The organism is Salinivibrio sp. IB282 (assembly GCF_001995685.1).
In the GTDB taxonomy this organism is placed as follows: Bacteria; Pseudomonadota; Gammaproteobacteria; order Enterobacterales; family Vibrionaceae; genus Salinivibrio; species Salinivibrio kushneri.
Window position 1 is genome coordinate 19,831 of the sequence record NZ_MUET01000032.1, and the last position, 10,590, is coordinate 30,420.

Annotated in this window: 11 protein-coding genes; 3 read left to right on the forward strand and 8 right to left on the reverse strand. The window is 47.7% G+C overall.

Annotation, left to right across the window (positions count from 1 at the left end):
• Positions 1 to 4: 4 nt before the first annotated feature.
• From BZG14_RS08380 to BZG14_RS08390, 3 genes are all read right to left on the reverse strand, one after another.
• A complete protein-coding gene (locus BZG14_RS08380) occupies positions 5 to 856 on the reverse strand; it encodes a lipase family protein (protein WP_069362838.1) in 852 nt (283 codons plus the stop codon).
• 117 nt (positions 857 to 973) lie between these two features.
• Positions 974 to 1,474 (reverse strand): hypothetical protein, encoded by a 501-nt coding sequence (locus BZG14_RS08385; protein WP_069362839.1) that lies wholly within the window; start codon positions 1,472 to 1,474, stop codon positions 974 to 976.
• Between the two features lie 97 nt (positions 1,475 to 1,571).
• A complete protein-coding gene (locus BZG14_RS08390; protein WP_077484954.1) occupies positions 1,572 to 2,306 on the reverse strand; it encodes a transporter substrate-binding domain-containing protein in 735 nt (244 codons plus the stop codon).
• A gap of 235 nt (positions 2,307 to 2,541) precedes the next feature.
• On the opposite strand from BZG14_RS08390, the gene BZG14_RS08395 reads away from it, so the two are divergent.
• Entirely contained in the window at positions 2,542 to 3,132 is a 591-nt protein-coding gene (locus BZG14_RS08395; protein ID WP_069362841.1) for a TetR/AcrR family transcriptional regulator, read from the forward strand.
• 34 nt (positions 3,133 to 3,166) lie between these two features.
• On the opposite strand, the gene BZG14_RS08400 is transcribed toward BZG14_RS08395, so the two are convergent.
• The 5 genes from BZG14_RS08400 to tnpA all read right to left on the reverse strand — a co-directional run bounded on the left by BZG14_RS08400 (position 3,167) and on the right by tnpA (position 9,117).
• A complete protein-coding gene (locus tag BZG14_RS08400) occupies positions 3,167 to 3,886 on the reverse strand; it encodes a YebC/PmpR family DNA-binding transcriptional regulator (protein WP_069362842.1) in 720 nt (239 codons plus the stop codon).
• 134 nt (positions 3,887 to 4,020) lie between these two features.
• A complete protein-coding gene (locus BZG14_RS08405) occupies positions 4,021 to 6,249 on the reverse strand; it encodes a methyl-accepting chemotaxis protein (protein ID WP_077608497.1) in 2,229 nt (742 codons plus the stop codon).
• A gap of 146 nt (positions 6,250 to 6,395) precedes the next feature.
• A complete protein-coding gene (locus BZG14_RS08410; RefSeq protein ID WP_077484951.1) occupies positions 6,396 to 7,925 on the reverse strand; it encodes a bifunctional GNAT family N-acetyltransferase/carbon-nitrogen hydrolase family protein in 1,530 nt (509 codons plus the stop codon).
• A 32-nt stretch (positions 7,926 to 7,957) separates the two neighbouring features.
• Positions 7,958 to 8,641 (reverse strand): GGDEF domain-containing protein, encoded by a 684-nt coding sequence (locus BZG14_RS08415; protein ID WP_077484949.1) that lies wholly within the window; start codon positions 8,639 to 8,641, stop codon positions 7,958 to 7,960.
• Between the two features lie 62 nt (positions 8,642 to 8,703).
• Positions 8,704 to 9,117: an IS200/IS605 family transposase gene (gene tnpA, locus BZG14_RS08420; protein WP_108743538.1), complete on the reverse strand. Its 414-nt coding sequence runs from the start codon at positions 9,115 to 9,117 to the stop codon at positions 8,704 to 8,706.
• A gap of 60 nt (positions 9,118 to 9,177) precedes the next feature.
• Between tnpA and BZG14_RS08425 the strand changes: the two genes are divergently transcribed.
• Together BZG14_RS08425 and BZG14_RS08430 are read left to right on the forward strand one after the other, a co-directional pair.
• Positions 9,178 to 10,380 (forward strand): RNA-guided endonuclease InsQ/TnpB family protein, encoded by a 1,203-nt coding sequence (locus tag BZG14_RS08425; RefSeq protein WP_077484945.1) that lies wholly within the window; start codon positions 9,178 to 9,180, stop codon positions 10,378 to 10,380.
• 90 nt (positions 10,381 to 10,470) lie between these two features.
• Positions 10,471 to 10,590, forward strand: a 120-nt coding sequence (locus tag BZG14_RS08430; RefSeq protein WP_131825174.1) for a transposase, incomplete at its 3' end; no start/stop codon positions are given.

Genomic DNA, 10,590 nt, shown 5'->3' on the forward strand with positions numbered 1-10,590 from the left:
CAAATTAGTGTTGGTCAAAGTAATCTTTGCGTCGGATGTATTTATCCATGTAGTGATAAGCGATGGGGCGTGCGAGCCAGCTAAATAAAACCCGCAGCACGCGAATCAGTGACGACGTGTCGGTATAGATTTTGTTTTCATGTAGCCATAGAAGCCGACCGACATGCCAATACAGCAAAGGAATACCGGGTAAGAAGGTAATAATGTCGACATCACAACAGATACGGTAGGTTTTGGTGTGAAAAGGATAGTGCTGCTTAAAGCGCCACATACCGGCAGCGGGTTGACCAAAGGTGACGATGCGTTTAATGGCACTGCTCATTGGTGTTGGAAGCATCGCCGCGGCAAGGACCGCCATCGCGCCGCCTGACGAGTGGCCAATAAAAGAGACTTTTTTGTTGGCCTGGACCAAAGGCGAAAGGGCGGAGCAGAGTTTATCGAGCACCGTATTGCCGTCTAAGGAAGCCATATCCGCGGCATGTGCGACATCAGCAAACTGGCTGGTCGTCATTGCTTGGTAACGACGTTTGTGCTGTTGCCATGGCAAACTTTTTTGTGTCAGTAAGTAGTGAAACCCCCAGTGTACGCAACAATAAGCGTTAGCCATGCGAATACGCTTAGGACCACAGGCACAATTTACCAGCCAGTCCCACAAGGTTTGCGAGCCGCGAAATACCACCACCACATCGTCATCATCTCGCCATAGCACGCGAATAATACAACGCCCCCAGCGATCGTAAATATCGCGTCGCCCACTCGGACTGAAGCCGTACTGCGTGTGATTAAAATAGGCAGGATAAGAGGCGCGGCATAAAATGGCATACCGCTCGTATTGATACCGCTTTAGTCGCTTCATGGTGAACCTTGTGTCATCGTCATGGGCCTAGGCTAGCGAATAAACGTGACGAAATAGCGAAAGCAGTGTGTGATTATCAATCAATAGCTCAGATCTCTGGGCGTGGCCAAGGCATGACTAATAATTAGTAAGAAAAGGCTCGAGATGTGTATCGTAAGTCAGGGCTTGGATTGGCCCTCGGTGCGTGATCAAAAATTCCGCATTGGTGCAATTCCCGACACCGATAATGACTTGTACCAGCAAACGTAAGTCTCTTAACCAACGTTGAGACTGCTCTTGGCTCCAATCGTCACGATACAGGCTCATGTGATAGTCCACCCACCAGTAGGCACCACGAATAAAGGCCTTCATCACTGATTCAGCCGCCAAAATTTGCTCGGCAGTCCCAGAGAAATCAAAATCAGGCGAAATGGGCTTGCCTTGTGTAAAGGCCACATAATTGCGGCAATGACGGAATAATGCGAGCTGAAGCCCTGCAGCGGAGTCATAGTGGGTAAGCGCCAATGTGGTCACGGGGAGGTGTTTAATTGACCGACGGAATAACGCGGCAGTGCGCTTCCCGGGCATAAGGTGCTCAATCGCATAAAACAAATCTAGACTGATAAGCTGATTACTCAAAGCAACTCTTCTCTAACTGATTCAACCGACTCATCCTGCCTGAAATGGCGCGTCGAGTATACAGTACTACGGACTGAAAGGAAGCAATAAACCTTCATTACTCAAGCCCATAACGCGCTTTCAGCTCAGTGACCTTGGCATGATTATCGGCTAAAAATTGGTTAAATTCTTTAATCAGTTCTGGATAGTGAATCGTCGAAAGGTGGTGTGTTCCTTTCACATGTGGGAGGGCATCATCAAATTTGACGGAGCCTTTTTTTAGCCCCATTTGGTCAAGATAAAACTGTGCGACGTCAATATTGGTATAGCCTCCATCAACGCGACCACTGATGACCTTCATTAACAGCGAATCATATTGATAGCTTTCATCAACACGTATTTTCCCTGCGTTGATGCGAGATTGATAAGGATGAGGTGTGAAGCCAGTAACGGTACCGAGTAAACGGAATTCATCCAAAGGCCGGCCATAATATTGGTCAATGACCATGACGCCATTCGTGTAGCTCACCACAGAATCACTGTATGTGACACTGGCATTCTTTTTTATTTTTTGCCCCCAATCTGGACTGTCGGGATATTTTAGATCAAAGGCGCCTTCAACAAATCGACGATCGAGCCGTCTTAACGGTAGCGCTTTATAAACGAAACGGTAGTGATATTCATTGGCAAACATATCCAAAAGCTCTCGGTTAAAGCCAGAATAGTTGCGATTAGAATAGGCTGAATACGGGTAATACTGTGAAAAACTCTGTACGCCAACCACATACGTGGTCTTAGCGCTCACCGGCCATGTAACCGCTAATGTTAACAGTAACGCCCATAGTCTTTTCATCACTGACTTCACCCCTTACCATTTCTACCTCTCTTCATTGTAGCCATTGCGTTTAAACCTGTCTTTGAACCTTATTCTGTTATTTTACAACACCCACTTTCATGCCTTTTTTCTTCCGACGCCTTGGTGTTGAGGAATCATTCGGTTATCGGTCACATTTTACCCAAAAAAAATTGAATGAACATTCGGTATGTTTTATTTTTTCATCTGAACTTTCACTTTTGATCAAAAAACGATGAACAAAAACGAAATTGCGTCGCGTGCTATGCGCCAACATATTCTTTCGACTACGCTAGAAATCGTTGGAAATGAGGGGCTTGCTGCGTTAACGGCAACAAAATTAGGGAAGAAAGCCGGGATCAGTAAAGGGGCGTTGTATCATCATTTTGACAACCTTGATGCCGTCAAATATGCAGCGGTTGATGAATTAATCTCTATGTTTCTCGCCGTGGCCGAGCCTGCCAATTTTGATGATTTTGAGAGTTATCTCGAAGTGACAGGGGATACCTTGTATCTCACCATGCAATGTGAGCCCTATGCGATGAAAGCGATGTATAGCTTTACCACCCAAGCCTTATTTGATGAACAGTTTAGGGTCGCTATTCAGCGTTTTTCACAACATGGGTTAACGGAATATACACGCGCAATTGAGTACTTCTATCAGGGAAAAATCCCGCAGCATCAGATTGATACGGCGATTCGTGTCGTGGATGCGTTTTTCCTTGGAGCGGGGTTGCAAAGTTATGTCTTGCAGGGGGACGATCAGTTTCGTCAAAATTGGGCGTTATTTTCGCAAATGTTACTCACGCAACTGGGTGAGCGATAAGGCGCCATGATGACATGGCGCATAGTCATTGTGTTTAGATTAGCTCTGCGTTGTGGTAGACATTTTGCACGTCGTCGCAGTCGTTAAGCATATCGAGGAACTTTTCAAAACGTTCAACATCGTCGCCGCTGACCTGAGTGTCGATTTGAGGCACAAAGGTGATCTCTTCAAGATCAATCGGCGTGTCGCCAAGAAAGTCACTTAGCGCATTTTTCACTTTGAAAAACTCTGTATGAGGGGCAAAAACGGTAATCACTCCTTCGTCTGCTTCGATGTCTGACACATCCACATCAGCCATCACCAAGGCCTCAAGCGTGCCTTCTTCATCCTCGCCTTTAAACTGGAAAACAGCTTGGTGCTCAAACATATGAGACACCGCACCGGGCGTGCCAATTTTCGCATCGTTTTTCACAAAGCACTGGCGTACGTCCATATAAGTACGGCTGTTATTATCCGTTAAGCAATCCACTATCACCGCGCAGCTACCTGGCCCAAAGCCTTCGTAACGCGCTACTTCATAGTTTTCGCCACCTGTGCCATTGGCTTTATCGAGCGCTTTGTCGATCACGTGTCCAGGCACCTGGTCTTTTTTGGCTTTCTCAATCAAACGACGCAGTGATAGATTGCTCTCAGGATCCGAGCCACCATTTTTAGCACAGACGTAAATCTCTTTACCGTACTTTGAATACACCTTAATTTTCGCGCCCTGGGTTTTCGCCATTGACGCTTTACGAACTTCAAAACTTCGTCCCATTCGGAATCTCTCTTAATAACGCTTACGCAGAAACGGGTTGATTCTATCAAGAGAGTGATCCTTTGTACCAGTCAATGCACTGACCTTGAACAAAGTCAGTGCGATGGGTACTCAGAGAAAATGATGCCGCTCGATTAGGCTTGTTTGCACTGAAATTTTTGCGTGTGGCCTTTTAGTGTATGGGACAGTTCACTGAGATCCTGCGTTGCTTGAGTGATCTGATCCATCGCTTGACGGTTTTCACCTGTCATGGTGTTGATCTCTTCCAAGTTTTGATTAATCTCCGTCGCCACGAGAGATTGCTCCTCTGAGGCACTGGCCATTTGCATCGCCATGTCTGCAATTTCATCCACCGCATTCACCGCTTGCTTGAGCGACGATAAGCTTGTTTCTGCGCGTTCTGAGACATAGTTGGCGGTTGTCGCACTCTCCGAGATAGCTTGTGTTGTGGTGCTGGAGTTATGCTGAAGATTATCAATCATCTGCGTGATCTCACTGGTCGCTTGTTGTGTGCTTTGCGACAGTGTGCGCACTTCGTCGGCGACGACCGCAAAGCCGCGACCTTGTTCGCCCGCGCGTGCCGCTTCAATGGCTGCATTCAATGCTAACAGGTTGGTTTGATCCGCAATTTGGCCAATCGTTTGCAATATGCTGGAGATATCTTCAGCGCTTTGCCCGAGCGCATCCGTTTGCTCTTTGGCGTGATTGAGACGCGTGACAAGATCTTGCATCGCCTCGACAGACTCGGTCACTTGTTGGTCACCGTTATGGATAAGTGAACGCGCCTTTTCGGTAGCATCCGCTGTCGAGGCGGAACTGGAGGAAATTTGATTGGCAGTCGCTGTCATTTCTTCCATCGCTGCCGCCACTTGCTCTGTCCGAGCGTTTTGGGCTTCAAAGTTAGTGAGTGTTTGCACGCTCGAGGAGGATAACTGCTCAGCCGCAGCCGCTTGTTGGTTAGTGGCGCCGATAATATCGCACACCATGGTCGTGAGGTTGGTTGCCATCGCACGCATGGAGCGATAAATCCCCGTTGCTTTAGGGCTTGCGTCAAAGCGCACTCTCAGATCACCGTCGGCAATTGTTTGTACTATCTTGGCCATCTCAGCCGGTTCGCCACCTATTGGGCGGGTAATCGAGCGCGTCAATAGAATAGCAGTGACTACGATCGCAGTCACCGCAATCACCAACACGGTGATAATGAGTCCTTGCAGTTCGTTGAGTGCTGCGAACGCCTCTTTGACGTCCATTTCCGCAATGATTGCCCAGCTGAGTCCACTGACCGTCAGCGGGGCGTAGGCAGAGAGAACGGGATTACCGTTGTAATCATTAATGACATCGATACCGGTTTCGCCTTGCATCGCTCGCTCAACGGCCAGTGTTTCAACGCTGCCTTGCGCAGGTTGCATAAAGGAGGCGAAAACCGACCGATGCTCGGCATCTAAGAAGGAGTCTGAGCGCATCAAGTTATCTGGTCCGACGAGATAGGTTTCGCCTGTGTTTCCCAGTCCATCTCGCTCTGCCATAATCGCACTGAGCTTATCTATCGGGAATTGATAGGCGAGCACACCAATGACGCTACCGTTGTGATAAATCGGCGATGCCATAAACCCTGCTGGCGCGTTGTTTGAGGCGGTGTAGGGTGAGAAATCAATAATCACGGTATCGCCATCTGCTAACGTTTTCGCTTGACGGAAAGCGTCAGCTAGGCCGGACGTACTAAACAGACCCGTTGTTAGCGACGTGCCGAAATCAAGCTCTTTAGAGGCGGAGTAAAGGATGTGGCCTTGGTTTGCTTCGATCATAAAGATGTCGTAGTAACCAAACTTTTCTTGAACATCGCGTAAGTAGGGATGGATGGTTTGATGCGCTTGATCGTACTGAGACAATTGGCCACTGGTTTGATATGCGCCTTTTTCTCCCACGGGGTTGGGGTTGTCGATTAAGTAGGCTTTTTGTAGCGCCACCGTTTGTGGCGTTAGATCGTTCACCAGATCTTGTGCGCTGGGTAGTGTCTCTGTGCTGATCTCATCGAGTGGATCAATGAGGTGACGCTGATAATAGCGGGTCAGTTGTGAGCTTGCCTGAGCGGTATGAGAGGGAAGTGTCTCCATGGCATCAATCATGCTGGCCATGGTGTTGGACACGGAAGGGGTTTCAGCGGTAGTCATTATCTGGCCTTCAGCCGTTTGAAAGTAGCGTGTGACCGCTGATTGTTTTACCTCTCTCAACGCTTCTAGCTGACTAAACGTTTGATGCTCGAGTGACGACGAGGCGGTATGAAGAGAAAGCAAACTAATGATCAACGCGGGGATGCAACCCACACCAAGTAAGCTAACTAACATTTTATATTTGAGCTTCATGATCTCACCTCAATATCGCATCGGATAAAAAATAAGCAGCTTGTTGAGTAAGGATAGAAGCTTTTGGTAAATGTGTATGGGAATCTAGTCTTTTTTGTCTCCTGTTTACAAATTAAAGCCCCGCACTCGGCGAGGCTGGATTAAGGCTACTCTTGGCTTAAATGGCTAGCATAGAGCTTGGGCCTACGGTGTTTCAAGTTCGTCACCGAGCCTCGTTCATGCAGCATTTTGAGCTTGTCCAAATCGACGTCAGCGAAAATCATCATCTCGGTATTAGCATTCGCCTCCGCAAGTGTTGCATCGTGCGGGAAATAGACATCCGAGGGTGAAAATACTGCAGACTCAGCGTACTGGATGTCGACATTATCTACCCGAGGAAGGTTGCCCACGCTACCGCCAATCGCGACATAGCACTCGTTTTCAATCGCTCGCGCTTGGGCACAAAGGCGCACGCGCAAATAACCGTTTTTGGTATCGGTCCAAAAGGGCACGAATAGGATCTGTACACCTTGCTCGGCAAGAATACGCCCTAACTCAGGAAACTCGGCGTCATAGCAGGTGAGAATACCCACTCGGCCCGCATCGGTTTCAATGACTTTGACCGTATCCCCGCCATCGATGACCCAGTCACGTTGTTCGTGCGGCGTAATATGGATTTTGTATTGCTCATCAATGCTACCGTCGCGATGCATCAAGTAGGAGACATTATACAGTTTGCCATTTTCCAACACGGGCATACTGCCAGCGATAATATTGATGTTGTAGGTGACGGCCAATTGCGAAAAACGTTGCTTAATTGCTTGGGTAAATTCACTGAGAAAGCGGATCGCCTCGACGGAGCGCTTATCGGGTGCAAGCCCCATTAATGGCGCGCAGAAGAACTCGGGAAATAGCGCGAAATCTGACTGATAGTTGGCTAAGGATGAGACGAAGAATTCGGCCTGATTCAAAAGATCATCCACTGAGAGCACATGACGCATCTGCCATTGCACGACCCCGAGGCGGACGATGGTTTTTTCAATATCATGCACAGAGGATGCATCTTCTTCATAGAAGAAGTTATCCCACTCCAACAGTGTGGCATAACCTGCAGACTTATCGTCTTCGGGTAAATAGCGATTCATCAAACGCTTAACATCAAAGTCATTAGACAGCTGAAACGAAAGGATCGGATCGTGAACCTCTTTTCTTCTGACTTTATTAATATAATCCGTCACTGAAACACCATTGTGTTTGTGATAACCCGGTATACGACCGCCAGCAAGGATCGCTTTTAAGTTAAGCGCCTGACACAGATCCTTTCTCGCTTCGTAAAGTCGGCGGCCAAGACGATGGCCACGATAATCAGGGTGTACAAACACGTCGAGACCATACAATGCATCCCCTTTTGCGTCGTGGAACACCACCCCATCATCCGTGATAATGTCGGCATAGGTATGCGGCAGCGAAAAGCGGTTGTAGGATACTTTAAGCGTTAACGCGGCGGCGACGATTTTTCCATTATCTTCAATGCATATCTGGCCATCCGGGAAAGCGGTGACCAGTTGCATGATCGTGCTCTTAGGCCAAGCACCGCCGACATCCGGGAAGACGAGATCCATCAACTCTGCTAAGGGCTGATAGTCGCTGACTTCAATGACACGCAGATTCAGTAGCGTGGCGGTGTTCTCATCCATTACACGTTCTCCTAGTACGGGCTGAACGTCCATTATGACAAAGATTGACGCTCGAGATAACGTTTAGGTAGAGAAGGGCTATCAGTTTCCTGGCTGATGGGCGATTGATTGGATGTTGGTGATATGCTGGACGGCGCATCACCATGTTCAGTTAATGCGAATTCAATGCGGTTTCGCCCACGGGCTTTTGCTTCGTATAAGGCGGTATCCGCGCACTCAAATAACTGATTCATGGCGACATATTGCTTCTGACGCTTGATGCCGACGCCGATACTCACCGTAAACTGGATGTGATGGCCGTATTCGGTCGTCACCTGGCATGCCTCGATTTGGCGTTTCAGTTGTAGCGCAATGTCTTGTACGCGACGCACAGACTGACCACTGAGTAGCAAAATAAATTCTTCACCTCCCGTTCGGGCGCAAAACGCGCCTTCTTGTTGGGTGATCCTCTCTAAGTGCTGACTGAAAGCGACCAATACTTGGTCGCCAGCAAGATGCCCATAGACGTCATTAATACTTTTGAAGTTATCCAAATCAGCCAGGATAAGGGCATTTGGTTGATTAGAAAGAAGACGCTGTGCGGATTGCGTCACAAAGGCGCGTCGATTCGGAAGCTGCGTCAAGGTATCACGGAGCGCAAGCTGACAAAGCGTGTGCTCTAGTCGCTCAAAACAAAGGTAAATGAAGGTCATAAACTTGACGAATTCGGCCATCATAAATGGCTAGGGTACTCCCTGCGAAGCTGCAGGGAGGGGAATAGCCAAAGATGCGCAGCATCTCAATGCGGCCTATCCTGCTCTTCGATGTATTGCTTGATCGCCGTTAATGGCGCACCTCCGCACGTTCCTGCGAAATAGCTACGACTCCAAAGAACGTTTTTACTAAATGCGTCAGCCACATCATTAAACTCTCTGCGTATCCTACGAGAGCTAGTTGCTTTGAGTGAATTAACTAACTTTGCGACACTTGGTGTCTTCGGTGATGTCGAAATTAACAGGTGAACGTGGTCTGACTCACCGTTGAACTCCTTCAACTCTGCATCAAACGCCAAGCACAACTCTTTAAATGTAGCTTCTAAACGTTGCAGGTGTAATTCACCAAAGACCTTGCGCCTATATTTGGTGATAAACACGATATGCAAGTGCATTGAATAGCAACTGTGACGCCCTTTATTTACATTGCACACTGATATTGAACTCTCTTGTTTAACATCATATTATATAAGCATTATACGTAAACACACCGATTTGTCATGTTGATACGCAAAGCCTACAAATTCAGATTAGAGCCTACTGCCGATCAGGTAGCTAGGCTTGCTGTGCTTTGCGGTCACGCTCGGTTTGTGTGGAATCAAGGCTTGCGTCACTGCCTAGACAAGCTGGATGCTGGCGAAAAGATCCCAAGCGCCTTTGAGCTTAATAAGCTAGTGACTCAGTGGAAAAAGCAAGAAGACCTAGTGTGGCTCAAGGAAGCCTACACCGACAACTTGCAGCAAAAGCTAAAAGACTTACATGGTGCGTGGATGCGTTGCTTTGATAAATCTCTGGCGGCTGAAAAACCTCGGTTTAAGAAGAAAGGCAAGAACCAAGACTCGATCCGATTCGTCAACTTCAACAAGTATTGCCTGCTTGAAGGTAATCGTGTGAAGTTGCCTAGTAAGCTGGGTTGGGTGAAGTTCCGTAAGTCTCAAGAAGTGCAAGGAACAATTAAAAACTGCACTGTGAGCTTTAAGTCGGGGCACTGGTATATATCCTTTCAGGTTGAGCAAGAAGTAGCTGAGCCAAAGCATATTTCCACATCTGCCGTGGGTGTTGATGTTGGCATATCAAAGTTTGTTGCGCTATCTGACGGTTCGTTCCTAAAGCCGCTTAACGCTTTTCGCAAACATGAGAAGCGTCTTGCTACGGAGCAGCGCAAGCTATCTAGAAAAGTTAAGTTCTCTGCCAACTGGCAAAAGCAAAAAGCCAAAGTTCAAAAGCTACATACTCTCATTGCGAATTGCCGCAAGGACTACCTACACAAAGCTTCATCTCAAATCAGCAAGAATCACGCAATGATAGCGATTGAGGACTTACGGGTATCCAATATGTCTAAATCAGCTAAAGGCAATGCAGAAGAACACGGCAAGCGCGTCAAGGCCAAATCAGGGCTGAACAAATCAATTCTCGATCAAGGTTGGTATGAGTTCAGAAGACAACTTGAGTATAAGCAGTTATGGAATGGCGGCATCGTCATAGCTGTCCCAGCGCAATACACAAGCCAAACCTGCCCTTGCTGTGGTCATGTGTCGAAAGATAACCGTCAAACTCAAGCGCACTTTGAGTGTGTTGAGTGTGGTTACACTAACAACGCAGATATTGTTGGTGCATTAAATATATTAGAGCGGGGACACCGCTTGTTAGCCTGTGAAGTGAGTGGTGCAACAATGCCGCCAGCAGCAGGAACTAGCCACTAAAGCAATTTAGTGTGCACTGTAGTGGCATAGTGAATTTGGCCACCTGATTAGAGGTGTTAATATACGCCTCATCGCATGACAGGTGAAACCATGACCAAACGCACAAGACGTACTTTCAGCGCGGAATTTAAACGTGAAGCCGCCGAGCTTGTTCTCGAACAAAACTACACGATTATCGAAGCAGCTACTGCCATGGGCGTGGGCAAATCC

What these genes read in the sequence shown, in the direction of transcription:
- BZG14_RS08380 (WP_069362838.1), bottom strand. Translation starts at nt 856, where the DNA reads ATGAAGCGACTAAAGCGGTATCAATACGAGCGGTATGCCATTTTATGC.
- BZG14_RS08390 (WP_077484954.1), bottom strand. Translation starts at nt 2,306, where the DNA reads ATGAAAAGACTATGGGCGTTACTGTTAACATTAGCGGTTACATGGCCG.
- BZG14_RS08395 (WP_069362841.1), top strand. Translation starts at nt 2,542, where the DNA reads ATGAACAAAAACGAAATTGCGTCGCGTGCTATGCGCCAACATATTCTT.
- BZG14_RS08400 (WP_069362842.1), bottom strand. Translation starts at nt 3,886, where the DNA reads ATGGGACGAAGTTTTGAAGTTCGTAAAGCGTCAATGGCGAAAACCCAG.
- BZG14_RS08405 (WP_077608497.1), bottom strand. Translation starts at nt 6,249, where the DNA reads ATGAAGCTCAAATATAAAATGTTAGTTAGCTTACTTGGTGTGGGTTGC.
- BZG14_RS08410 (WP_077484951.1), bottom strand. Translation starts at nt 7,925, where the DNA reads ATGGATGAGAACACCGCCACGCTACTGAATCTGCGTGTCATTGAAGTC.
- BZG14_RS08415 (WP_077484949.1), bottom strand. Translation starts at nt 8,641, where the DNA reads ATGATGGCCGAATTCGTCAAGTTTATGACCTTCATTTACCTTTGTTTT.
- BZG14_RS08425 (WP_077484945.1), top strand. Translation starts at nt 9,178, where the DNA reads ATGTTGATACGCAAAGCCTACAAATTCAGATTAGAGCCTACTGCCGAT.